Annotated in this window: 28 protein-coding genes; all 28 read right to left on the bottom strand. The window is 41.0% G+C overall.

The window, feature by feature from the left end; all coding sequences use genetic code 11:
* Positions 1–26 precede the first annotated feature (26 nt).
* Complete coding sequence (gene flhB, locus ACLGGR_RS01390; protein ID WP_142944793.1) at positions 27–1115, bottom strand: flagellar biosynthesis protein FlhB; 1089 nt, start codon at positions 1113–1115, stop codon at positions 27–29.
* Positions 1112–1891: a flagellar biosynthetic protein FliR gene (gene fliR / locus ACLGGR_RS01395; RefSeq protein WP_024426982.1), complete on the bottom strand. Its 780-nt coding sequence runs from the start codon at positions 1889–1891 to the stop codon at positions 1112–1114. The genes flhB and fliR overlap by 4 nt, the downstream gene beginning before the upstream one ends.
* A 6-nt stretch (positions 1892–1897) precedes the next feature.
* A complete protein-coding gene (gene fliQ, locus ACLGGR_RS01400; protein ID WP_003211206.1) occupies positions 1898–2167 on the bottom strand; it encodes a flagellar biosynthesis protein FliQ in 270 nt (89 codons plus the stop codon).
* Between the two features lie 16 nt (positions 2168–2183).
* Positions 2184–2849: a flagellar type III secretion system pore protein FliP gene (fliP, locus tag ACLGGR_RS01405; protein ID WP_008354479.1), complete on the bottom strand. Its 666-nt coding sequence runs from the start codon at positions 2847–2849 to the stop codon at positions 2184–2186.
* The gene (gene fliZ / locus ACLGGR_RS01410) at positions 2842–3501 is read right to left on the bottom strand and encodes a flagella biosynthesis regulatory protein FliZ (RefSeq protein WP_251215456.1); all 660 of its coding nucleotides are present in this window, start codon (positions 3499–3501) and stop codon (positions 2842–2844) included. Before fliZ ends, fliP begins: the two co-directional genes overlap by 8 nt.
* Positions 3502–3519: 18 nt before the next feature.
* Entirely contained in the window at positions 3520–3882 is a 363-nt protein-coding gene (gene cheY, locus ACLGGR_RS01415; RefSeq protein ID WP_007499584.1) for a chemotaxis protein CheY, read from the bottom strand.
* A 27-nt stretch (positions 3883–3909) separates the two neighbouring features.
* Positions 3910–5034 (bottom strand): flagellar motor switch phosphatase FliY, encoded by a 1125-nt coding sequence (gene fliY / locus ACLGGR_RS01420; RefSeq protein ID WP_410972372.1) that lies wholly within the window; start codon positions 5032–5034, stop codon positions 3910–3912.
* On the bottom strand, positions 5024–6022 hold the full coding sequence (gene fliM / locus ACLGGR_RS01425; RefSeq protein WP_024424167.1) for a flagellar motor switch protein FliM: 999 nt from the start codon (positions 6020–6022) through the stop codon (positions 5024–5026). The genes fliY and fliM overlap by 11 nt, the downstream gene beginning before the upstream one ends.
* Positions 6023–6055: 33 nt before the next feature.
* The gene (fliL, locus tag ACLGGR_RS01430) at positions 6056–6484 is read right to left on the bottom strand and encodes a flagellar basal body-associated protein FliL (protein WP_024424168.1); all 429 of its coding nucleotides are present in this window, start codon (positions 6482–6484) and stop codon (positions 6056–6058) included.
* Positions 6481–6696, bottom strand: coding sequence for a swarming motility protein SwrD (gene swrD / locus ACLGGR_RS01435; protein WP_230030151.1), 216 nt, complete (start codon positions 6694–6696; stop codon positions 6481–6483). The genes fliL and swrD overlap by 4 nt, the downstream gene beginning before the upstream one ends.
* Before the next feature lie 37 nt (positions 6697–6733).
* The gene (flgG, locus tag ACLGGR_RS01440) at positions 6734–7525 is read right to left on the bottom strand and encodes a flagellar basal body rod protein FlgG (RefSeq protein WP_251215458.1); all 792 of its coding nucleotides are present in this window, start codon (positions 7523–7525) and stop codon (positions 6734–6736) included.
* 21 nt (positions 7526–7546) lie between these two features.
* Complete coding sequence (flgD, locus tag ACLGGR_RS01445) at positions 7547–7990, bottom strand: flagellar hook assembly protein FlgD (protein ID WP_251215459.1); 444 nt, start codon at positions 7988–7990, stop codon at positions 7547–7549.
* Positions 7990–9315: a flagellar hook-length control protein FliK gene (locus tag ACLGGR_RS01450; RefSeq protein WP_410972373.1), complete on the bottom strand. Its 1326-nt coding sequence runs from the start codon at positions 9313–9315 to the stop codon at positions 7990–7992. The genes flgD and ACLGGR_RS01450 overlap by 1 nt, the downstream gene beginning before the upstream one ends.
* Positions 9316–10017, bottom strand: coding sequence for a MotE family protein (locus ACLGGR_RS01455; protein WP_142944787.1), 702 nt, complete (start codon positions 10015–10017; stop codon positions 9316–9318).
* 12 nt (positions 10018–10029) lie between these two features.
* Complete coding sequence (gene fliJ / locus ACLGGR_RS01460) at positions 10030–10473, bottom strand: flagellar export protein FliJ (RefSeq protein WP_024424173.1); 444 nt, start codon at positions 10471–10473, stop codon at positions 10030–10032.
* A gap of 8 nt (positions 10474–10481) precedes the next feature.
* Entirely contained in the window at positions 10482–11798 is a 1317-nt protein-coding gene (fliI, locus tag ACLGGR_RS01465; protein ID WP_041117382.1) for a flagellar protein export ATPase FliI, read from the bottom strand.
* A complete protein-coding gene (gene fliH, locus ACLGGR_RS01470) occupies positions 11795–12559 on the bottom strand; it encodes a flagellar assembly protein FliH (protein ID WP_251215461.1) in 765 nt (254 codons plus the stop codon). The genes fliI and fliH overlap by 4 nt, the downstream gene beginning before the upstream one ends.
* On the bottom strand, positions 12552–13568 hold the full coding sequence (fliG, locus tag ACLGGR_RS01475; protein WP_034281776.1) for a flagellar motor switch protein FliG: 1017 nt from the start codon (positions 13566–13568) through the stop codon (positions 12552–12554). The genes fliH and fliG overlap by 8 nt, the downstream gene beginning before the upstream one ends.
* An 11-nt stretch (positions 13569–13579) precedes the next feature.
* The gene (gene fliF, locus ACLGGR_RS01480; protein ID WP_142944784.1) at positions 13580–15172 is read right to left on the bottom strand and encodes a flagellar basal-body MS-ring/collar protein FliF; all 1593 of its coding nucleotides are present in this window, start codon (positions 15170–15172) and stop codon (positions 13580–13582) included.
* 49 nt (positions 15173–15221) lie between these two features.
* Entirely contained in the window at positions 15222–15539 is a 318-nt protein-coding gene (gene fliE / locus ACLGGR_RS01485; protein WP_007499609.1) for a flagellar hook-basal body complex protein FliE, read from the bottom strand.
* Between the two features lie 11 nt (positions 15540–15550).
* The gene (flgC, locus tag ACLGGR_RS01490; RefSeq protein ID WP_024424179.1) at positions 15551–16003 is read right to left on the bottom strand and encodes a flagellar basal body rod protein FlgC; all 453 of its coding nucleotides are present in this window, start codon (positions 16001–16003) and stop codon (positions 15551–15553) included.
* The gene (gene flgB, locus ACLGGR_RS01495; protein WP_012009952.1) at positions 16003–16392 is read right to left on the bottom strand and encodes a flagellar basal body rod protein FlgB; all 390 of its coding nucleotides are present in this window, start codon (positions 16390–16392) and stop codon (positions 16003–16005) included. The genes flgC and flgB overlap by 1 nt, the downstream gene beginning before the upstream one ends.
* 288 nt (positions 16393–16680) lie before the next feature.
* Positions 16681–17460: a GTP-sensing pleiotropic transcriptional regulator CodY gene (gene codY, locus ACLGGR_RS01500; protein WP_142944783.1), complete on the bottom strand. Its 780-nt coding sequence runs from the start codon at positions 17458–17460 to the stop codon at positions 16681–16683.
* Positions 17461–17494: 34 nt separating this feature from the next.
* Positions 17495–18895: an ATP-dependent protease ATPase subunit HslU gene (hslU, locus tag ACLGGR_RS01505; RefSeq protein ID WP_142944782.1), complete on the bottom strand. Its 1401-nt coding sequence runs from the start codon at positions 18893–18895 to the stop codon at positions 17495–17497.
* A 16-nt stretch (positions 18896–18911) separates the two neighbouring features.
* On the bottom strand, positions 18912–19457 hold the full coding sequence (hslV, locus tag ACLGGR_RS01510; protein ID WP_024424181.1) for an ATP-dependent protease subunit HslV: 546 nt from the start codon (positions 19455–19457) through the stop codon (positions 18912–18914).
* Positions 19458–19471: 14 nt separating this feature from the next.
* Positions 19472–20389 (bottom strand): tyrosine recombinase XerC, encoded by a 918-nt coding sequence (gene xerC, locus ACLGGR_RS01515; protein WP_323646876.1) that lies wholly within the window; start codon positions 20387–20389, stop codon positions 19472–19474.
* Between the two features lie 62 nt (positions 20390–20451).
* On the bottom strand, positions 20452–21756 hold the full coding sequence (trmFO, locus tag ACLGGR_RS01520) for an FADH(2)-oxidizing methylenetetrahydrofolate--tRNA-(uracil(54)-C(5))-methyltransferase TrmFO (protein WP_410972374.1): 1305 nt from the start codon (positions 21754–21756) through the stop codon (positions 20452–20454).
* Between the two features lie 70 nt (positions 21757–21826).
* The gene (topA, locus tag ACLGGR_RS01525) at positions 21827–23902 is read right to left on the bottom strand and encodes a type I DNA topoisomerase (protein ID WP_267586244.1); all 2076 of its coding nucleotides are present in this window, start codon (positions 23900–23902) and stop codon (positions 21827–21829) included.
* Between the last annotated feature and the right edge of the window lie 130 nt (positions 23903–24032).

Consider the following 24032-nt stretch of genomic DNA (forward strand, 5'->3'; position numbering starts at 1 on the left):
TGTTCTCTCCTTTTAAAACCAAAAATTCATAAAATCTTTTGTTTCGTTTTATAGACGTAAGCTAAAATTTCTGCGATGGCCTTAAAGTATTCTTCTGGCACCGCTTGGTCGATGTCGACCTGATCATATAGTGCACGAGCGAGCGGCCGGTTTTCTACGGTCATGATATCGTGCTCTTTCGCAATCGTTCTAATTTTCAAAGCCAAAATATCGGTTCCTTTTGCGACAACAAAGGGCGCGTCCATTTTTTCTTCGTCATACTTTAAAGCAATGGCATAGTGGGTTGGGTTTGTAATGATGACGTCCGCTTTTGGGACTTCCTGCATCATTCGTCTCATGGCCATTTCCCGCTGACGCTGTTTAATCTTAGATTTTATGAGCGGGTCACCCTCTGATTTTTTATACTCATCTTTGATGTCTTGTTTGGACATCCGCAAGTTTTTTTCATAATCAAATTTCTGATACATATAATCAAGCCCTGCTAAAATCAGAAGAGCACCAGCAGCATACAGCCCCATAATTAAGGTCATATTTGCGACGAAATGAAGGGTTTCCTCTGCTGTTAATAAAGGAAGCCGCAGAATTTCGTCAAAGTGCATCCAAAGAGCAATAAATGTCGCAAAGCCAACAAAGCCAATTTTCAAAATCGATTTTAATAGCTCTACGAGGGCTCGAATACTGTATATCCGTTTAAACCCTTTGATTGGGTCAAGCTTTTCTAATTTCGGTTTGATCACTTCTGGCGAAAAGAGAAAGCCAACTTGTAAATAGTTACTGAGAATGCCCGCCAGCATACCAACACCAAGGATTGGCATGAGGAGGAGCCCTGTTTCCTGAAGCAATTCCAAGAATAATTGATGAATATTAGATGTGCTAACCTTCATTAGCATAGTTGTTGAATAAAAACGTTCAATGAGCGCGATAATCCGCTCTTTCATAAAAGGCCCAATAAAAAAGAATGATAAAAAGATTAATAGAAATGAGATGGCTGTATTGACGTCGGTACTTTTGGCAACCTGTCCTTTTTTACGTGAATCCTGCCTTTTTTTCGGCGTTGCTTTTTCTGTTTTTTCACCTGCGAAAAATTGCAAGTCTAGTCTAAGCCTTGTCATCATGACGAACCACCGACCAATGCTAAGAAATTCCTCATGGTGAGTACAATCGTTTCAAATGTGTTTTGGACAACACCGAAGATGACGCCCATACAGATGATGATCATAATAAAACTCACACCCATTTTAATAGGAAGTCCGACCACAAATACGTTCATTTGCGGAACTGTACGTGCCACAATCCCCAGTGCCAAATCGACTAAAAATAGACTTGCCACTACAGGTGCCGAGATTTGAAAGGCTATGATAAACATTTGATTGAAGCTCTTTGCGATAAAGTAAGCAAAGGATTCACTGCCGAAATTCAGCGCATATTGATCAACTGCAATGTATTGAAAGCTGTAATAGATTCCATCAAGCAGCAGGTGATGTGCGTTTGTTGCCAGCATCAACAGCAATGTGACCGTATAAAAAAACTGTCCCATCAGCGGCGTTTGCGCCCCTGTTTGCGGATCAATAATATTGGCAATCGCAAAACCCATTTGAAAGTCAATGAATGAGCCGGCAATTTGAACAGCGGACACCATGATGTATGCAATCAGCCCAAGCAGAAGTCCGACCATTGCTTCTTTCACCGCAAGCATCATATAAAGACCGTCTATGTCGAGTGCTGGCGGTTCTTTTATGGTGCTAAAACTAATGACAGCTAAAAACAGCGAGAATCCAACTCTGTGTACAGCCGGGATCGTTCTATGCGCTAAAAGCGGTACTGTCACAAAAAAAGCGGTGATCCGAATAAAAACTAAAAGAAAAGCAGGGAATAATTCTATGATTGACATCGCTGGTTAACCTGCAAATCGATCTAAATTCGAGAACAGCTCTGTCGTAAAGGACACGATTGTTGAAAGCATCCATGGACCAAACACAACAAGTCCAATGAGTACTGCAACAATCTTAGGAATAAACGCAAGCGTCTGTTCTTGAATTTGGGTTGTCGCCTGAAACACACTGACAATCAGTCCCACAATGAGTGCGAGCGCTAGAAGCGGCCCACTCACAAGCAATACTACATACACTGATCTTTCAGCCATCGTAATGACAAATTCTGAACTCATGTTTTAAGCACCTACTCTAAAAGCTTTGCAGCAAAGATTTGACTATCAAATACCATCCATCGACTAAAACAAATAACAAGATTTTGAAAGGGAGCGATATCATAACCGGCGGAAGCATCATCATCCCCATTGACATCAGAACACTTGCGACCACCATGTCAATAATTAAAAATGGAATAAAGATCATGAAACCAATTTGAAATGCCGTCTTTAATTCTGAAATGGCAAAAGCGGGAACCATCGCCGTTAAAGGAATATCTTTAATCGATTCAGGTGTATCCATTTTTGCGTAGCTAAGAAATAAAGCCAAATCTTTTTGTCTTGTATGTTTACTCATAAACTCTTTAATAGGCACTTCGGCTTTTTCATATGCCTGATTTAACGTGATGTCGTCATTTAAAAGGGGCGTCAGCGCCTCTTTATTAATCTGTGAGAACGTGGGTGCCATGATAAAAAATGTGAGAAACAACGCAAGTCCAACAAGCACTTGGTTTGGCGGCATTGAGTTGGTTGCAAGTGATGTTCTGACGAATGAAAGAACAATCACAATCCGTGTAAAACACGTCATTAAAATGAGAATGCCCGGTGCAACCGAAAATACAGTTAAAAGTAAAAGAAGACGGACAGATGTGCTGATATTTCCTGCACCGCTGGAATTAAATAAATCGATAAACTCATTCATTTTGTTTCGGGCCTTTCTTTCTGACTTCTGATTGGGTCTTTTTCAATTCGGCTAGCTGCGCCTTTAAATTGGCTGAAAAAGAAGAAGTGGTCGGCTGATCATGTTTCTTTATCTGCGATGTGAATTTTTGAACCATTTTTGGTAAATCGGTTTTGCTTTCCATCGCTTCTTCATATTGTTTCACGATCGCTTCACATTCTTGTTCATCATCAATTTCTTTTAGCAGCTGGATTGAGTCTGCTACGCCGACAACTAATACTCGTTTGCCCACTTTGATCAGCTGGACTGAACGGTTTTGTCCGACTGTCGTTCCGCCGATATTTTCAACATAGCGAAATGGTTTGAGTAAGCGGTTTTGCTTACCAACAAATCTCACTAAACCATAAATAAGCAGGATGACAAAAAGTAAGGCACCAATCATTTTGACAAAATCCATAATGGAGACAGAAGAAGAGGGAACTTCTTCTGCCGGATTCGTTTGATTGTCAGTGGTTTTCTTCTCTGTATCCTTTTTGCTTTCTTTCTCATCTTTGAGCCAGTCATTCACTGTGCCATTCTCAGGATCTTTTGTTTCGGCAAACAGTGAGGCAGGCTGCATCGTCAAGAAAAGCATAAAACTGATCATTGCTATACATATCAAACGTTTTTTCAACAAATCTTACACCCTTTTTTAGCCTAACGTTTTATTAATTGCTTCAAGTACACGGTCTGCCTGGAAGGGCTTCACGATAAAGTCTTTTGCACCTGCTTGGATCGCGTCAATAACCATTGACTGCTGCCCCATTGCAGAACACATGATGATTTTTGCAGAAGCATCGATTTGTTTAATTTCTTTTAGTGCTGTGATTCCGTCCATTTCTGGCATCGTGATATCCATTGTGACAAGATCAGGAGATGTTTCTTTATATTTTTCAACTGCTTGAGCGCCGTTTTCTGCTTCTCCTACTACATCAAATCCGTTTTTTACAAGAATATCCTTGATCATCATTCTCATGAATGCTGCATCATCTACGATTAATACCTTAGTAGCCATTTACTTATTCTCTCCCTATATGTTTGTTTATTTTAAATTAGAAAGTCTTTCAGACTGACTTAAAATATCAGTCACACGAACACCAAAGTTCTCATCAATGACAACGACTTCCCCTTTGGCGACGATTCGCTTGTTAACTAGAATGTCTACTGGCTCACCAGCAAGTTTGTCCAGTTCAATGATACTTCCAGCTGAAAGCTCAAGAACTTCTTTCACACTTCGCTGAGTTCTTCCAAGTTCCACCGTAATGGAAAGAGGAATGTCCATCAGCATATCAAGGTTTCCAAGCTGGCTTGTTGTATGCTGAGGCTCACTGAACGATTCAAATTCAACTGGCGCCACATTTACAGGTGCTGCCGGCTTTGGCTTCGCCTGTCTTTTCGGCGGTGCTGCTTGCTGCGCTGGGGCAGACTGCGTTTGAGGTGCTGCCGGCTGAGGTTCAGGTGCACTCACTTGAGCTTCTTGAACCGGCTCTTCTTCTTGCGCAGGATCTGTTAATTCTGCGATTAAATCCTTCGCAAATGTAATAGGATAAAGCTGCATAATATTTGAATCGATGAGTTCACCTATTTTTAATCTGAAGGATACTTTGACAAGCATTTCTTCAGCTGGAATGCGGTCTGTCCCTTCTCCTTCTTTCACATCAAGCAATTCGACGCGCGGCGGAGAAATATCAATCTTTTTATTAAAGACAGTCGACATGGATGTCGCAGCAGAACCCATCATTTGGTTCATTGCTTCTTGTACTGCACTTAAGTGAATCTCACTTAAAGAAGGGTCAGCATTTGTCCCATCTCCGCCCATCATTAAATCCGCAATGACTGCTGCATCTGTTTGCTGGACGACAAGCAGGTTACTTGCGCTGAAGCCTTCCGTATAATTCACTTCGATAGCGACATACGGATGAGGAAATTCCTCATTCAGCATACTTTTTTGAATCACAGTAACAGTTGGAGTTGTAATCTCCACTTTTTGATTTAATAGGGTTGAAAGTGCTGTTGCAGAGCTGCCGAATGAAATATTTCCGATTTCTCCAATGGCATCTTGCTCCATTGCAGAAAGGATTGTATCAGGCTCTACATCGTCATTGCTGCCTCCTTTAAGGAGCGCATCGATTTCGTCTTGTGATAATTTACTTCCGTTATTCTCCATCTTCTTCACCTCTTATGTCGTGATCTAGAATTTGAATCGCCTGTTTCCGATTCACGCGGCCGGCCTGTCCCAAGAATTTCGGTTTATTTCCGACCATAACAGTAAGAGGCGCATTTACTGGTTTGTCCAAGGCAATACAATCACCAATTTCCAAATTCAAAAACTCTTCTACCGTCATTTCCGATTGTCCCAGCTCTGCGACTACCGGTATTTTTGCCTTCATAATCCGTTTTTCAATGGCCTTTGTTTCTTGCTGTTTTGGTTCATTTCGTTCAGACTGCATCCAGTAGTGTACAGACAGCTTCGGAATAATAGGCTCTAATACAACGTGAGGAATACATAGGTTAATAACCCCGCTTACCTCGCCAATTTGTGTATTAAGAGAAATGACGACAACTGTTTCGTTTGGTGACACCATTTGAACAAACTGGGGATTTACCTCGAAATCTGCCATTTCAGGCTCGATGTCGGTTATGGACTGCCACGCTTCTCTGTAATTTTCCAAAGCTCCCTCAAACATATTTGAGATAATCTTTGTTTCAATTTCTGTAAGTGATTCTGTCTTATTATGACTAATGCCAATCCCGCCCATCAGCCTGTCCATCATCGCATAGCCGATTGTTGGGTTCACTTCAAGCATGATTCTTCCTTCAAGCGGGCTGACATAAAATAAGTTTAATAATGTCATATTAGGAATCGAACGAATAAATTCTTCGTATGGTACTTGGTCAACCGAGCTGACAGTAATTTGAATATATGATCTTAGCTGCGCTGAAAAATGCGTGGTGAGCAGTCTAGCGAAGTTATCATGAATCCTTGTTAAACTTCGAATCTGGTCTTTTGAAAAACGCAGTGCACGTTTAAAGTCATACACCTTCACTTTTTTCGTCGTTTCCTCTTTTTTCAGCTCTTCTGCATCCATTTCGCCTGTTGAGATGGCGGATAATAATGCGTCGATCTCATTCTGGGAAAGCACTTCTCCTGACATTTCTTCACCTCCATCGTGTTCAATTAATCGCCTCTATTGCAGATTAAAGGAGGTTATATATACTTCTTTCACCTTGCCATCTTGCAAATAGTTATTCACTTTGTTTTTGACTTGTGTTTTAAAATGTTCTCTGCCTTTTTTGCCATCAAGTTCATCTGCATTCGTGTCTGATAAAATGTCGATTACAGCATCTTTTACTTGGAAACTTCTTTTCTCAAGCTCTGATTTTGCTTTTTCAGAGTCCGTTTCAATATTCAGGACAAGTTTGACAGCATTTCCTTCAGACTTTAAATTGGTGATAATCTCAGGAATTTCAACAGAAGCTTTTACGACTTCATCTGCTGTTGGCTCTTTTTCAGCTTTTGCTTCGTCTGACCCATTCAGTAGAAAAAAGATGCCTGCACCAATTCCGACGATGGCAATAATCATGATTAGCATTACTACGACTAATTTCTTCTTCATTCAAATTCCTCTATTCCTTGATTCAATGAAATGACTTGGATTTTTCTGTAGAAAGAAATGATTTTCTCTTGAAGCTGCACTTCATCTTCTTTCACAACGAATTTCTTTCCATTAGCCAAAGTAATGGTCGTGTCTGGAAAGCTTTCGATTTGCTCGATATGGAGAGCGTTCAGCATAAATCCTTTGCCATTTAATCTTGTCACTTCAATCATATTAAGCAGAGAAGCGATCATCCGCTCCCCCTACCTCCTATCGTTTCAGATTCACAAGCTCTTGCAGGATTTCATCAGATGTTGTGATCGTCTTTGCATTCGATTGGAATCCGCGCTGCGCGATAATCATTTCGGTAAACTCGTCTGTTAAATCAACGTTTGACATTTCAAGTTTCCCTGTTTGGATTACGCCAGTTCCTTGTTCACCAGGTGCAATAGGGTTACTTGGTGCACCTGAGCTTAACGTTTGGCGGTAAAGGTTGTCACCAACTTTGTCTAATCCTCCTGCGTTACGGAAAGATACGAGTGATACCTGTCCAACAGTTCTAGATACATTGTTTTCAACAACCGAAATCGTTCCATCCGGACCAACACTTACACTTGAAATGCCATCTGGAATCGTTATCTTTTGTCCATCCATTCCCAAAAGGTAGTTTCCATCAGGTGTTACCAGATCCCCTTCAGAATCAGGCTTGAAGTTCCCTGCTCTCATATATAGGGTCTCACCTTGCTTTTGTATCTGGAAAAATCCATCTCCATTGATATAGAAGTCCCATGGATCATCTGTATTTTGAGAAGCCCCGGATGACATGATTTTATCAATAGAAGATAAAGATGATCCTAAACCAACTTGTTTCGAGTTGATTGAACCAGAGTTGTTCGTAGGTCCACCAGAACTTGCAAGGGTTTGACTGACCATATCTTTAAACGTGATACGGCTTTTTTTGTAACCGTGTGTATTGACGTTGGCCACGTTATTGGCTACCACATCTAATTTTGTTTGGAAGTTTTTCATTCCGCTAATTCCTGAGTAAAGTGAGCGTAACATTTATTTTCCTCCTCGATTTGCTTACGATTTTTCTCCAACAGTTGTAACGTCCCAAGGGCTGATTTTCGTGCCATCTTCTAAATATAGGAAGTATTCATTGTTTATGTTTTTAACAGACTTGACAGTGCCAGATATGTCTTTATCATCTTGTTTGCCTGCTACTTCTTTACCAATCCAACCTACATATGTCGTAAACGGATCTTGGTGTGCAACAAATGTAGACATGATTTGATTCATTTGAGTAATTGATTCATTCATATTCATTTGCTGTTCTAAAGAAGAAAATGTTGCAAGTTGTGTGACAAACTCACGGTCATCAATCGGGTTTGTCGGATCTTGGTTTTGAAGCTGCGTAAGCAAAATTTTCAAGAACTGATCTCGGCCAAGCGTATCTGTTTTCTTTTCTGCCTTTGAAGAAGTGTCTGCTTGTGCGGCTGTTCTATTCGTAGCATCAACTGTTGCCATTAGATTTCCTCCTCTTCTTCATCTGACCCAACAAGAGCATCCAGTACATCTTGGAATTCTGCTTCCTGTTCATCAGTCTGCTGGAAATTCTGTCCTTTTGACTGTTGCTGCTTGTTTTCTTCACTAAACTGTCCAAATAACGGCTGTTCATTTGATTGAAGCGGTATATGGAAACGGTCCACTTGAACCGACATATTTGGAAGCGCCTGCTTGAGCTGCGGCAGATGATGCTCTAACAGCTCTTTCGCTGCTTGCGTCGAAGCGGTAATTTTACTTGCATACATCCCGTTTTGCTTCGTTAGCTGAATGGTAATGAATCCAAGATTTTCCGGATTTAATCGAACGGTAAAGCGTCCGCTTGAATTGCCAAACGGCGTGAATTTCATTTGCTTCCATGTGTTTAGAATTTGCTGATCAACCGTTCCTGGCTTTTCATCAGTCGTTTGTGTCTGCTGAACAGGAGCCGCTGACTGCAGTTGAAAAAACTGCTTATGACCTGGCAGAAGTGTATGGGTCATTATCTTTTCAGAAGCTGGCGCAGCAGTGCTTGGTCCTTTAACGACTTCTTTTTTGATGAGCCACTCAAGAGACGCATTCCCTTTTGCCGGAGAAGCGAGAGTAGATTCTTGTTTTGGAGAGACAAGTTCCTTCAACTCTCCTAGTGAAATTTTCCACTCTTTGTCAGATCCTTTTGCATTCGCCATCATATGGTCGATTAACTGATTAAAGTGCTTTAGCTCACTTTGAGTCATCGAATTCAGCTTGGGCGTTGACTCCTGCGAGAAGTACTGCTCTTTTACTTGCTGAATGAGTTTTTCATCTACCCCGTTTTTCGAAAGAAAGTGGATAAAGTCTTGACCTTTCCCTTCAATATCCTGCACAAGTTTCGCATCAAAGCTGAGCGGCTGTTGATTGAGCAACTGATAGATGAAAAAGTGGACTTGTATGAGCTGTTCACTATGTTCAGAACCTGGCTTTTCAGCTTGATCACCGTAAATGGAAGATTCCATTTTTTGAAATAATTCTTCAAGTGACTTGAGATCAGATGATTCAAGTGTTTGACCTTGTAGTGTTTGAAGCGCACTTAGAAGGTCTGCGTTCATTCCTTCTTCAGGTGATTGCATCCACTTTTCAATGATTTGCATCGCATCATTGATAGAAAGAGAGGCAGCAGCGGCTGTCTCAGCATGAACAGGGCCGCTTTCGGCGCCTGCTCCGCTAAGCAATTGTTTAAACAAACCGCGTGCAGATACCGCGCCGCCTCCCTTTAGTCCCGAGAGACCTTGAGAAGATTGCTGTAAGGCTCCAATATCCAATAGCTTCACTTATTGCCCACCCCCATTTTCACTTTCTTCTTTTTTGGCAAGCTCTTTTGTAAACGTTGCTGCCTTCTGAGGTGTCAGTTTTGCTAATATGTCTGTCAGTTTATTTTTGCTCAGCTCTTCAAGGATTTTTAACGCCTCTTTATCACTTAATTCTGATAAAATTTTGGCGGATTTCCCTGGGTCCATGCTTTCATAAATGCTGGCGACCTTTCCTTTTGTCTGCTGATTAGAGGATGCCGCTGCATCAGAAGACGTTCCTGCTGAGTTATTATCTGACGTGTTATTTGATGAGCTGTTATTCGATGAACTGTCATTGGCTGACGTATTCTTTGCATCATTTTCTGATGTTTTTTCAAGTGAGTTGATTTTTTGGTTGAGTCTTTTAATCTCTTCATCACTTGTTTTCAAATCTTTTTGTGCAATTTCGAGCTCATTCTTTTGCTCTTTAATGGTCTTTTTCAGATCTTTCAGCTCTGCATCGCCTTGATCACTATGTGAAGATGACGTTTTTGAGGTGTCATCTGAACCAACCAAACTGCTGATCCCCGGAATGTTTTGGAGCGGTTTTTTCAGATCAAAACCTGCCATATAAAGGATCGTGCCAGTTACAATCACAAGCACAATCAATGGGATGATGACAATAAACAAGATCCATTGAAATTTTCCGCCGCCTGATTCCTTCGTTTTTTCCTTCTTAGGCATTCATCTCGACTCCTAATGTCCTTGAAACATGAATTGGCTGATAGAGATATCATCCATTTCTTTCATTTCAATTGCCTTATGTTCAAGGGAGAACTTTTCAAATTGCTTTTCTTTCATTTTTTCAAACTTTTTAAACTCAATGTTTTTTTCAGTTAAATCAGATTGTTTTTCATTCATTTGATGGCGTTTCATGATCACAAGCTGCTGATAATGCTGGATGGTGTTATCTAAGTTGGTCACAAATTGCTGGTAATGACGCATTTCTTGAACACTCATTCCACTTCTCAGCTTTTCTTCTTTGCTTTTTTCCATTAGCTCTTTTTTACTCATATTTTCATAGAGTTTTTCAGCGACTTGCTCAAATGCCGAAACGGATTGTTGGTACGCTGCGAGTGACTTGTCTTTTTCACTTTCTTTCAGTTCTAAGAGCTTTTGAAATTTGTATTGATATCTCACTGTTTTTGTCAATCCTCTCTATTCATCAAACTGAGCAATAAACTCACACTGTCTTCAATAGATACCGCCTCTTCTACATCCTGTTTCAAAAATGAAATCAGATGAGGATAGGCCTGCATGGCCTCATCAATATCTTTGGAGGAGCCTTTTTTATATGCTCCAATATTAATGAGGTCTTCAGCGTTTTGATAAGTGGACAAAAGCTGGCGGAACCGGTTAGCCGCTTCCTTGTGATCATGACTTGCGATATTGCTCATGACACGGCTGATACTTTTCAGAATATTCACAGCGGGAAATTGTCCTTTGTTGGCTAAAGCACGATCAAGTACAATGTGGCCATCCAGGATCCCCCTCACTGTATCAGCGATCGGCTCATTCATATCGTCCCCATCAACAAGCACTGTGTAAAAAGCTGTGATAGAACCAAGCTGATTTGTCCCAGTTCGTTCGAGCAATTTTGGCAGTATAGCGAACACTGAAGGTGTATATCCTTTTGTCGTTGGCGGCTCGCCAGTTGCAAGACCTATTTCCCTTTGCGCCATGGCAACCCTCGTAACAGAATCCATCATGAACATGACATTTTTTCCTCTGTCCCTGAAATACTCCGCAATGGCTGTTGCTGTATACGCAGCTTTCAGTCTCGTCAGTGCGGGCTGGTCAGAAGTTGCAACGACAACAATTGATCGCTTCAGTCCTTCAGCGCCTAAATCCTTTTCAATAAACTCACGAACTTCACGGCCACGCTCCCCTACAAGAGCAATCACATTGAGGTCTGCTTCTGTCTGCTTTGCAATCATTCCCATTAAGGTACTTTTTCCAACACCACTTCCGGCAAAAATCCCGATCCTTTGACCAGTGCCAACTGTGAGCAGACTGTCGATGACTCTAACACCAACACCCATCTTTTCTCGAATAGGCGGCCTGTCCATCGGATTTGGAGGTGACTGATCTGTCGAAACAGGTGCAAGTCCCTTTGGAAGCATACTGCCATCAAGCGGATGACCGAAGGCATCAACGACTTCACCTATTAATCCAGTCCCTACTTTGACCTTCAGCGACTCACCCGTCGCTTCAACAAGACTTCCTGGTGAAATATTGGATGCTTCTACATAAGGCATAAGCAGAATGTTTTCATCTCTAAACCCTACGACCTCTGCTTTTATCGGATGATGCTTGCTCCCTTTTTTATGAATGAGACACACATCACCGATCGAACTCTCCGGCCCCTTCGATTCAATCATCAGCCCAACCACTCGATTGACTTTACCAAATCGTTTATAAGGATCGGCGGTTTCAATCGTTTCTTTTAGCACATCCATTTTCATTTGTGATCACCTGAATCAATGACTTCTAATAACTTTTCTTTCAACTGATTCATTTGGGTATCAACACTCGCTTCCACTTTTCCAAAACTTGTTTCTACGTAACAAGTTCCTTTTGGCGCTTTTTCATCCGAGTAAATGGCAAGGTGTGTATCCTTTTGAAGGATTCTAATCAATTCGTCTTTATATTCCATCACATGCTCGTAATGTTCAGGGTCAACATAGATGGAAATATCATCATATTCTTTCACTTCTGAAATGACCTGCTTCACAAGAGCCAAAAATTGATCTTTTGTGTCCTCAGCTACATACCAAACGCGTTTGGCGAGTTCAAAAGCGAGTTCCACAATTTGCTCAGCAGAGCTTTCAATTTTCTCTTCGTAGTCCTGCCTTGCAAGACTCACGATGTCATTTGCTTGATCAAGAGTAGCTTGGTACTTCATATTCGCATCTGCTTCGCCCTTTTGGAAGCCTTCTTGATAACCTGCTTGTTTCGCTTCTTCAATGAGCTGCATTCTTTCTTCTTCAAAATCAGTTCTGCGCTGATTGATTTCAGCTAATGTTTTTTCCAGCTCACTGTTTGCTTGTTCTAATATGCGGCTCGCTTGATCTTCTGCATCACTGAGTACTAGCTGCGATGCTTCAGTTTCATTAACAAGCTCTTCTTCGTGATGTTCTCTTTTAAACTCCACTTGCTGTAAAGGAATCGTTTGCCGTCCTTGTTCAGGAATAACAGATGTTTCATGTTTGATAATCCTAGACAATGATATCGTCTCCTCCGCCTCGAGCTATGACGATTTCTCCAGCTTCCTCAAGTCGTCTTACGATGCTGACAATACGGGTTTGTGCTTCCTCGACATCTCTAAGCCGGACAGGCCCCATAAACTCCATTTCTTCTTTGAATGTTTCGACCATCCGCTGTGACATGTTGCGGAAGACAATTTCTTTGACTTCTTCGCTTGCCACTTTGAGTGCGAGCAATAAGTCATCATTTTCAACATCTCTGATGACACGCTGAATCGCTCTGCTGTCAAGAGTGACAATATCTTCAAAGACAAACATACGTTTCTTAATTTCATCAGCAAGCTCTGGATCTTGAATTTCAAGTGTGTCTAAAATGGTCTTCTCAGTAGCACGGTCTACACCATTTAGCACTTCGACAACCGCTTCGACTCCGCCCGTTTGCGTATAGTCCTGCGTAAAGGTTGAAGAGAGCTTTTGTTCAAGAATACGCTCCACCTCATTGATGATCTCTGGAGATGTACGGTCCATTAAGGCAATACGTCTCGCAACCTCAGTTTGTACTTCCTCGCCTAACTCAGATAAAATTTGCCCAGCCTGCACTGGATCCAGGTAGGAAAGGATAAGTGCTATCGTTTGTGGATGCTCATGCTGGATAAAGTTTAAAATTTGTTCTGGGTCAGCCTTTCGAGCAAAATCAAATGGCTTCACTTGAAGAGAGGATGTTAGCCTATTTAAGATGCTGTCCGCTTTGTCCTCACCAAGCGCTTTTTCAAGCACTTGTCTTGCGTACATAAGACCGCCCTGCGATATGTAGTCCTGCGCGATGGCAATGCTGTGAAACTCTTCGATGACTTCATCTTTTTTAGCAGTATCTACACTTCGTACATTGGAAATTTCTAATGTTAATTTTTCTATTTCGTCTTCAGACAGATGTTTGTATACAGATGCTGACACGTCTAGCCCTAAGGAAATCATTAGGATTGCTGCTTTTTGTCTGCCTGTTAGTCGATTTGGATCTTTTCTCGACATGTGTATTCCTCCTAATCCTCGGACAGCCAGCTGCGTAGCAATTTAGCAAAGTCTTCTGGTTTTTCTTTTGCCATTTTTTCAAGCTGATTTTTTCTCACCATTTCTTCTGTTTCTGGTTCAGTGTCGATATCAGGAACATCGATTGGTGTACGTTCATCAAACTCAAACTCTTCTTCCTCATCTTTTCTACGCTTGCGTACAAGAAGAATGATAAGAGCGATAATTGCAAGTAGGAGCACACCGCCTACAATATAAACCCAGATTGGAATATTGTTTGAAGGGTTATTTGCCGCAGTTTGCTGTTTACCGTCTAATTTTGATACAGATAAAACGATTTTGTTATCTAAGTCTGCTTGAGTGAGCGCTTGACCATTTGTGTATTCTTTATCAATCGATGTGCTAATGATCGTTGAAAGAATCTTTTTGATATCATCTTGTCTTGCAGCAGTTAAAGAGTTTGCATCGTTTGCAGTTGGTGGTTCGACCAATGCTTGAATGCCAACATCTCTAATTTTATAAGGACTTTCTTTGATATCTTTATGAATGCGGTTGACTTCATAATTGATGCGATCTTCGCTCTTTTCGTAATCTCCGCTTCCATTCGCTCCATCGGCACCTTGATAATTTGTGACATCATCGTCGCCTGTTCCAGCAGTGCCTCCAGCTGCTGCGCCATTGCCTGAATAAGTTTCAGCAATCTTTTCAGCGCTGACAGCAATTCCCTGCATGTTTTCTTTATCAACAGGTTCTACAAGGTCTTCTTTTCTTTTTTCTTCAGTAAAATCAATGTCTGTTGTGACCGATACAGCCACTTTATCTTGACCCATCATTGTTCCGAGCAGCTGCTGAATTTTTCTTTGAAGGTTCTTTTCGATTTCCTCTTTTTTCTGCTGCTGTGCATCCATTCCACTTGCATAGGAATCGGAGCTGGTGTTTAAGTCGTAGTAGTTGGAATCTTGGTCCATAATGACAATGTTTTCTGTTTTTAAATTCGGCACACTTTTTGAAATAAGATGATAAAGGCCTTTTACTTGCTGCGGTGTGAGCGTGTAGCCTGGCTCAACTTGCAGCACAATGGATGCTGATGCATTACTTTGCTCTTCTCCAACAAAAACGGAATCTTTTGGCAGGTTAATCATAACTTTTGAATCTTTAATCCCATCAATTGTGTTGATCAGATTGGATAGTTCTGTCTGAGTTGCGTCTACTTTCAGAACATCAAATTCATTATCTGTTAAACCGAAGCCTGAATTGTTTGCAAAGAAGGAATAATCAATGTTGCCTGTCTTAGGAAGCCCTTCAGATGCGAGTGTTACTTTTAAAGAGTCTGCTTGCTTTTCTGGAACAAGAATCGTTGTTCCATTGTTTGCAAGTTCCGATTTAACGTTTTTGCCATCTAGTTCCTGTTTGATTTGTCCAGCTTCTGCCTCAGACAAGTCTCTAAAGAGCGGAACCATTTTTTCAGAAGAAGCAAAGATGCTAACAACCGTAATAATGATTGCTAGGGCAGCAACGCCGCCAATCATGAGTATTTTTTGTAATTTTGATCGATTTCGCCAAAACTCAACTGTTTTTGTTCTTAATTGCATTAAAGTACGATTCATCTTAACCCCCGGTCATTCCATTCAGTCTTTTTTTGTCCACCAGCACCTCCTACATCTGCATTCTCATAATCTCTTGGTACGCTTCGACTGCTTTATTTCGAAACTCTGTTGCAGCTGTGAGTGTGACACTCGCTTTTTGTGAAGCAATCATGACTTCATCGAGATTGACATCTTTTCCTTGTGCAAGCGCATTTGTATACTGGTCTGATTTCAGCTGTGATTGATTTAATGCCTCAATGGAATTCTTCAGCACATCAGAGAAATTCGTTTGACTTTTGGGTGCAGCCGCCTGAACGGACGATGCATTCGTCAATTCACTTGCTTGCTGAGCAGTTTGAAGCTGGAAAGGAGATATTGCATTAACCAATTGTTTTCACCTTACTTTCCTATTTCTAAAGCTTTCATCAGCATGCTTTTGTTCGCATTTAGAGCAGTCACGTTTGCTTCATATGATCTTGAGCTGCTGATGAGGTCAACCATTTCTTTTAATGGATCGACATTTGGTGTTTGAACATATCCATTTTCATTGGCATCGGGATTTGTAGGATCATATTGAAGGTTGAATGGAGTTTCGTCTTCAGTAATCTTTGTTACTTTGACGCCGTTTCCTAATTTGCCGCTCGAATTCATACTTGAGTTCAATATAGATGAAAATGATTCACCTGACGGCTGTAATGTGACAAGCTTACGTCTATAAGGCTCCCAGTTGCCATCAACCTGTTTAGCTCTTGTTGTATCCATATTGGCCAGGTTTGAGGATACAACGTCCATTCTGAGCCTCTGTGCCGTTAATGCTGAGGCCGAAGCGTTCACTCCTGAAAAGATCGACATCACTTACCTCCTGTCAAAACTGTTTTAAGAGAATTGAATTTCCCGCTCATTCTTTCCACCAGCGCATTATACTGAATTTGGTTTTTAGCGAGTTCACTCATCTCTTGATCAATATCGACATTATTTCCGTTTTCTTGATATGAAGTACGGTTGCTCGAAACAACTGAATAATTAGACCCTGTTTTCGAAAAATCAATGTGACCTTGGTATGTTTTTTTAGCATCTAATTTGATTGACGCATCATTTAGCATGTCATGGAATGCGACGTTTTTCGACTTGTAGTTCGGTGTGTCTATATTTGCGATATTATTGCTTATGACTTTTTGCTTAACATTCGCTCTGCCCAAGGCATTCTCAAGGTTGCTTATCGTTCCAGAAAATATATCCAAAACCATATACCTCCAATCATATGTATTTCATTCCATTTAATCATGTCGAGATTTGTAAAACCATATGTTCATTGTAAGAAATAATAGGATTAAAGTCTATGATGTATATGTAAAAAAAACTCGTAATATATATCTATTTTACGAATAGGTATAAAGACCTAGATTCAAAGCACTACAGAATTGTAAGGGGTTTCTTGGAAAAAAGAGTGACATTTTTCGGACAAATCCTCATTTTTTCACATAAAAAAACCCTTTTCAGCATTTATTTCGGCCAAAAAGGGTTTTTGATTAATGAGATTTTAAATTTTCAAGTTCAATTAAAAATTTGTTGTTTAACACTTTGATGTACGTTCCCTTCATTCCAAGAGAACGAGATTCGATCACGCCCGCACTTTCTAACTTACGTAAGGCGTTTACGATCACTGAACGAGTGATCCCTACACGGTCTGCAATTTTACTTGCGACAAGAAGACCTTCGTTCCCATCAAGCTCTTCAAAAATGTGCTCAATCGCTTCAAGCTCACTGTATGAAAGAGAGCTAATCGCCATTTGGACAACCGCTTTACTTCTTGCTTCTTCTTCGATTTCCTCTGCTTTCTCGCGAAGGATCTCCATTCCAACAACTGTTGCTCCGTATTCGGCAAGGATTAAATCATCATCTTTGAATGAATCTTGCAAACGAGACAGGATTAATGTTCCTAAACGATCTCCTCCACCAATGATAGGGACAATTGTTGTTAAGCCTGATTGGAATAAGTCACGGTTTTCAATCGGGAAAGCTGTATATTCACTGTTAATATCAAGGTTTGAAGACGTTTCAGGGACATTGAATAGACTCTTTGTATATTCTTCAGGGAACTGACGATCTTCAAGCATTTTTTTCATACGTGCATTTTCGATCTGTTGGTTGATGGAGTAGCCAAGAAGCTTTCCCCTTCTGCTCAATACGAAAATGTTTGAATCAATGACATCTCTGAGTGTTTCTGCCATTTCTTTGAAATTAACTGGTTTCCCCGCTGCATCTTGCAGCATTGAGTTAATAATCCTTGTTTTTTGTAGTAACGCCATAATAATGATCCTCCTAGATTACTTTATTCATTTGTTAAAGTATAAATTGACTTAAATCTTTGTTATTTGCAATCTTTCCTAGCTTCTCTTCGACATACTGAGGGGTAATGGTCACTGTCTCCATTGTAATATCAGGCGCCTCAAATGAAAGCTCTTCAAGCAGCTTTTCAAGTATGGTATGAAGCCTTCTTGCACCGATGTTATCTGTCTCCTGATTGACATGATAAGCCACTTCGGCAATCTTATGAATAGCATCGTCAGAAAATTCAAGAGATATACCTTCTGTTTCAAGTAAAGCTTTATATTGCTTTAATAATGCATTATCTGGTTCCGTTAAGATTTTCACAAAGTCTTCTATACTTAATTTATCTAATTCTACACGAATTGGGAAGCGTCCCTGAAGCTCTGGAATCAAATCTGATGGCTTTGCCATATGAAATGCACCTGCTGCAACAAACAGCACATGATCTGTTTTTACGGCACCATATTTCGTCATCACAGTTGAACCTTCTACAATCGGTAAAATATCACGCTGAACCCCTTCACGAGAAACATCTGCAGATGATGCACCACCGCTTTTGGCGATTTTGTCGATTTCATCGATAAAAATAATTCCTTGCTGCTCTGCTTTGTAGACCGCTTCCTGACTGACTTCATCCATATCAATCAGTTTTGAAGCTTCCTCAGCCGTTAACGCCTTTCTAGCTTCTCTGACAGTCAGCTTTCTGCGTTTTTTCTTTTTAGGCATGAGATTGCCAAGGGCATCCTGCATGTTCATACCCATTTGCTCCATACCCGAGCCTTGAAGCATATCAAACATGGAAGGCTGCTGTTCTTCTACTTCGATCGTGACGTAATGATCTTCAAGTTCTCCCATAGCCAGCTGATGAGCGATTCGCTTTCTTGTCGATTCGAGTTCCACGTCTTCATTTGAATGATCTCGATCACGGTCATCTTCATCAGAACCGCCAAACAGCATCTCAAAAGGGTTTTTCACAGACTGGCTTTTTTTCTTACCAGGAACAAGTAAATGGACAAGACGTTTATTTGCTTGTTTTTCTGCTTCTTCTTGAACATCTTTCATCTTTTCTTCTTTGACAAGTCTAATCGCTGTTTCAACTAAATCTCTCACCATGGACTCTACGTCACGGCCGACATAACCCACTTCAGTAAACTTCGTCGCTTCCACTTTAATAAAAGGTGCACCAGAAATTCGAGCAATTCTGCGGGCAATTTCTGTTTTCCCAACACCTGTTGGGCCGATCATTAAAATGTTTTTAGGAACGACTTCATCCTTTAGCTTATCATGTAAAAGACTTCTTCTGTAACGGTTTCTTAAAGCCACCGCCACTGCTTTTTTCGCATCAAGCTGACCAATGATGTATTGATCAAGCTTTTCAACTATCTCTCTTGGGGTGAACGGCTTTTTCTCCATACGTCTCATGTCCTTTCTATTCAAGCTCTTCTAAAGTGATTTGATCGTTCGTGTAGACACAGATTTCTCCGGCCGTTTCAAGAGCGGCCTTTGCAATTTCTCTCGCTGAGAGATGATCACCTGCATGGGTTTTAAGTGCTCTCCCGGCGCTAAGCGCATAGTTGCCGCCTGAGCCAATTGCCAAAATCCCATCATCTGGTTCTATGACCTCTCCAGTTCCAGAGACGAGCAGGATGCTTTCTTTATTCATGACGATGAGCATAGCCTCAAGCTGCCTTAACATCTTGTCACTTCGCCATTCCTTCGCTAGTTCTACGGCTGCCCGCTTTAAGTTACCACCATATTCTTCAAGTTTTGTTTCAAACTTTTCAAAGAGTGTAAAAGCATCTGCTACTGAACCTGCAAAACCTGCAAGCACCTTGCCTCCGAAAAGACGGCGCACTTTTTTTGCTGTGTGTTTCATCACGACAGCCTGCCCGAAAGTGACTTGACCGTCGCCAGCCATAGCACTTTTTCCTTTATGTTGAACGGCAAAGATGGTTGTTGCATGAAATGATGACATGAAAAAACCTCCTTTTAGGATCGTTTAAAAGCCCTTGGGTGATGAGACATGTACGTGTTTCTTAAAGAATCTTTTGATACATGCGTGTACACCTGTGTAGATGATAAATTTGAATGACCGAGAAGTTCTTGAACACTTCTCAAATCCGCTCCCTCGTTTAAGAGATGCGTGGCAAAGGTATGCCTCAACATGTGAGGATGGATATGTAATGTACCTGACGCCTTTTTCATTAATTCAGTGAGAATGAATCGAACACCTCGGTCTGTAAGAGGCGTCCCGCGCTGATTCAAAAACACATGTCTATCAGCACGGTCTTCCCCCTTAGCTTTCAGCTTCTGCCTTCCATCCTCTAAATAAGTAATGAGCGCTTCATGTGCATATGACCCGAAAGGAACATACCGCTGCTTGCTGCCTTTCCCATGAACAAGCACTGTATCCATCGATAAATCAAGATCAGATTCTTTTAATGAACATAACTCACTGACCCTCATACCTGTTGCATAAAGAAGTTCTAAAATGGCTTGATTTCTTTGCCCAAGCGGTGTGCTGACGTCGGAAACTGTAAAAAGCTCTTTTAGTTCCTCTTCATACAAAAATGAAGGAATCCGCTTATCCTGCTTTGGTAAGCTAACGAGTAAAAAAGGATTTTCTTTCACAAGCTGTTCTCTTAATAAAAATTTATAAAAGCTGCGAAGCGCAGAGACTTTCTTACTAATCGTTCTTCTTGTCAGGCCTTTTTCATAAGCTTCTGTTAAATAAATTCTCGTATCTTGATAGGATACCTCTTCAAAACCGTCTATTCCTTGAATGTTCATAAATCTGACAAACTCTTCAATGGCTTCTGTATATCCTGAGATCGTTAAAGCTGAATAGTTTTTTTCAATTTGCAGATATTCAATGAATAAGTGGACAAGACGCTGTTTATTCGTCATTTTTACACCTCTTTAAGGCTTTTAAATGGTATCACATATCTGGCTTTCCGTGCAATGTTTTACTACAGAGATTTCGAAATAGTTTGAATAGTTTCGATTGCGCGCTTAGCGTACTCTGCATAACGTTCTTGTTTGTTTTTAATTCGAACCCCTAGATCTTTCAGCAAACCAAAATTCGCATTCATCGGCTGGAAGCTTTTCTTGTTTGTCGATGTGATGTAGTGAGCCATACTGCCAATCGCCGTTTCCTCAGGAAGTGTCACAAGCTCTTCTCCTTTGACAAAACGAGCAGCGTTAATGCCAGCCACAAGTCCGGACGCCGCGGACTCGACATACCCTTCAACACCTGTCATTTGTCCGGCAAAGAATAGGTCATCTCTATTTTTAAACTGATAAGTCGGTCTTAAAAGGCTTGGCGAGTTAATAAATGTATTACGGTGCATCACGCCGTAACGAACAATCTCCGCTTCTTCAAGACCTGGAATCAAACGGAATACTTCCTTTTGATCCCCCCACTTCAGATGTGTCTGGAAGCCAACGATGTTATATAAAGTACCTGCTGCATCATCCTGTCTTAATTGAACAACAGCGTAAGGTCTTTTTCCTGTTTTCGGATCTTCAAGTCCTACTGGCTTCATCGGGCCAAACAGCATCGTTTTCTTTCCTCTTTTCGCCATGACTTCAATTGGCATACAGCCTTCAAAGAAGATTTCTTTTTCAAATTCTTTTAATGGCACAGTTTCAGCAGAAATGAGCGCCTCATAAAAACGATCGAATTCCTCTTCTGTCATTGGACAGTTTAAATAAGCGGCTTCTCCTTTGTCATAGCGTGATTTCAAGTACACCTTATCCATATCAATGCTGTCTTTCTCTAGAATAGGTGCTGCTGCATCGTAGAAATAGAGATATTCTTCTCCTGTTAACGATTGTAATTCTTTTGAAAGTGCTTCTGATGTCAGCGGGCCAGTCGCGATAATTGTCGGACCTTCTGGAATGCTCTGCACCTCTTCTTGAAAGACAGTAACATTCGGATGATTTTTCACGCGGTCTGTCACGTTTGCTGCAAATTCATGACGGTCTACTGCAAGCGCGCCGCCAGCAGGAACTGAGCTTTCATCTGCTGCTGCAATAATGGCTGAATCTAAATGACGCATTTCTTCCTTTAATACACCTACTGCATTCGTCAAAGCATTCGCACGCAGTGAGTTGCTGCATACAAGCTCCGCAAATTTATCTGTATGGTGAGCCGGCGTTTGTTTCACAGGTCTCATTTCATATAAATTGACTTTAATTCCTCGTTTAGCGATTTGCCATGCTGCTTCACTTCCAGCTAAACCAGCTCCGATCACATTTACAAATTGACTCATTGTACAACTCTCCTATTTTGTATGGTCTGTTTGATGACATAAAAAAGCAGGTGAACAAGGATGCTCACCGCTATTTTTGTTGTTCCTCTTTATAATCACAGTTCACACATTGAACTTGAACACCTTTTTTCAGCTTTTTCTCTACAAGCATATTTTCGCATTTTGGACACTTTCTTTCAATTGGTTTGTCCCAAGAGACGAATTCACACTCTGGAAAACGATCACAGCCGTAAAAAATGCGGCGTTTCTTCGATTTTCGTTCAACGATGTTTCCTTCATGACATGTCGGGCATTTGACACCGATATCTTTGACAATTGGTTTTGTGTTACGGCAGTCAGGAAAGTTAGAGCAAGCCATGAACTTACCGTATCGACCCATTTTGTACACCATCGGATGTCCGCACTCTTCACAATCAACTCCGGCGTATTCCGGCTCAATCTCAACTTCTTGCATCTCTGCTTCAGCTTTTTCTACCCGTTTTGCAAAGTCTTGATAGAAGCTGTCGATAATACGAACCCATTCGATCGTACCTTCTTCAACACTATCAAGTTCCTTTTCCATTTTCGCTGTAAATTCAACGTTAATGATTTCAGGGAAGAATTCAATGATTAAGTTGAGTACAATCTCTCCAAGCTCTGTCGGTGTAAATCGTTTATTATCAAGTGCGACATAGCCGCGCTTTTGAATCGTATCTAATGTTGGTGCATACGTAGATGGACGGCCTATACCGAGCTCTTCAAGTGTTTTGACCAATCTTGCCTCAGTGTAGCGCGGAGGCGGCTGTGTGAAGTGCTGTTCAGGTTCGATATCTTTTGAAAGAACTGTATCTCCTTCTTTTAGATCAGGAAGCATTTTGTCCTTTTCCTCTAGCTGGTCGTCCTTTCCTTCCACATAAACCTTCATAAACCCAGGGAATTTCACTTTACTTCCATTCGCACGGAAAGTAAGACCGTTATGATCAAGATCCACACTCATTGTATCAAGAACAGCCGGCGCCATTTGGCTTGCCACGAATCGTTCCCAAATCAATTTGTACAGGCGAAGCTGATCACGACTAAGCACGTGCTTGACATCTGCCGGTTTTCTTAACGTAGAAGTCGGGCGGATGGCTTCGTGAGCATCTTGTGCATTTTCATTCTTTTTGGCCGGTCGTTTTGTTGTGTTTAAGAAATTCTTGCCGTACGTCTGATCAATGAAAGCAGATACTTCTTCAATCGCCGTATTGGAAATACGTGTTGAGTCCGTTCTCATATATGTAATGAGACCGACTGTACCTTCTTTACCAAGATCAATTCCTTCATATAATTGCTGTGCAATCATCATTGTCTTTTTCGCACGGAAGTTTAATTTTCTTGCAGCTTCCTGCTGTAAAGTAGAAGTCGTAAACGGAACGGCTGGATTACGTTTCCGCTCTTTTTTCGTTACTTTCTCTACAGAGAATTTGCTTCCTTTTAATTTCGAAAGGATTTCTTTTACATCTTCTTTTGTTTTCAATGGATGTTTTTTGCCATTGAGGCCAAAGAAACTCGCTTCGAAGCTTTCTTTTCCTTTAAGGAATGTACCGTCAATTGTCCAGTATTCTTCTGGTTTAAATTCATTAATTTCATTCTCGCGATCAATAATGAGGCGGAGTGCAACTGATTGCACACGTCCGGCACTTAAGCCCTTTTTCACTTTCTTCCATAAAATCGGACTGATTTTATACCCAACAAGACGATCTAAGATCCGTCTTGCCTGCTGCGCATCAACTAAGTCCATATTGATCATACGTGGATGCTTAAAGGAATCCTTAATCGCATCCTTTGTAATCTCGTTAAAAACAACGCGGCAGTCAGAAGAGAGGTCAAGGTCAAGGCTGTGTGCTAAATGCCAAGCAATCGCTTCTCCCTCTCTATCGGGGTCAGCTGCGAGATAAACTTTTTTTGCTTTTTTCGCCGCTGTTTTTAATTCTTTTAAAACTGGGCCTTTCCCGCGAATCGTAATATATCTCGGTTCGAAGTCATGCTCAGTGTCAACACCGAGCTGACTTTTCGGTAAATCCCTTACGTGCCCCATTGAAGCTTTTACTTTATACTTTTTTCCTAAATAACGCTCAATCGTTTTCGCCTTTGCTGGCGACTCAACGATGACTAAATAATCAGCCATACTCAAAATCCCCCTTAAGAGGTGTTCTCTCTTTATACATTTCACAATTCATATTTATGTTAATTGCACCTATCTAACAGGCAATCATTAAAAATTCTTTATGATGAACATCATTATAAACACGAAAAAC

It is taken from the genome of Bacillus sp. BD48, from assembly GCF_046566805.1.
GTDB lineage: Bacteria > Bacillota > Bacilli > Bacillales > Bacillaceae > Bacillus > Bacillus safensis.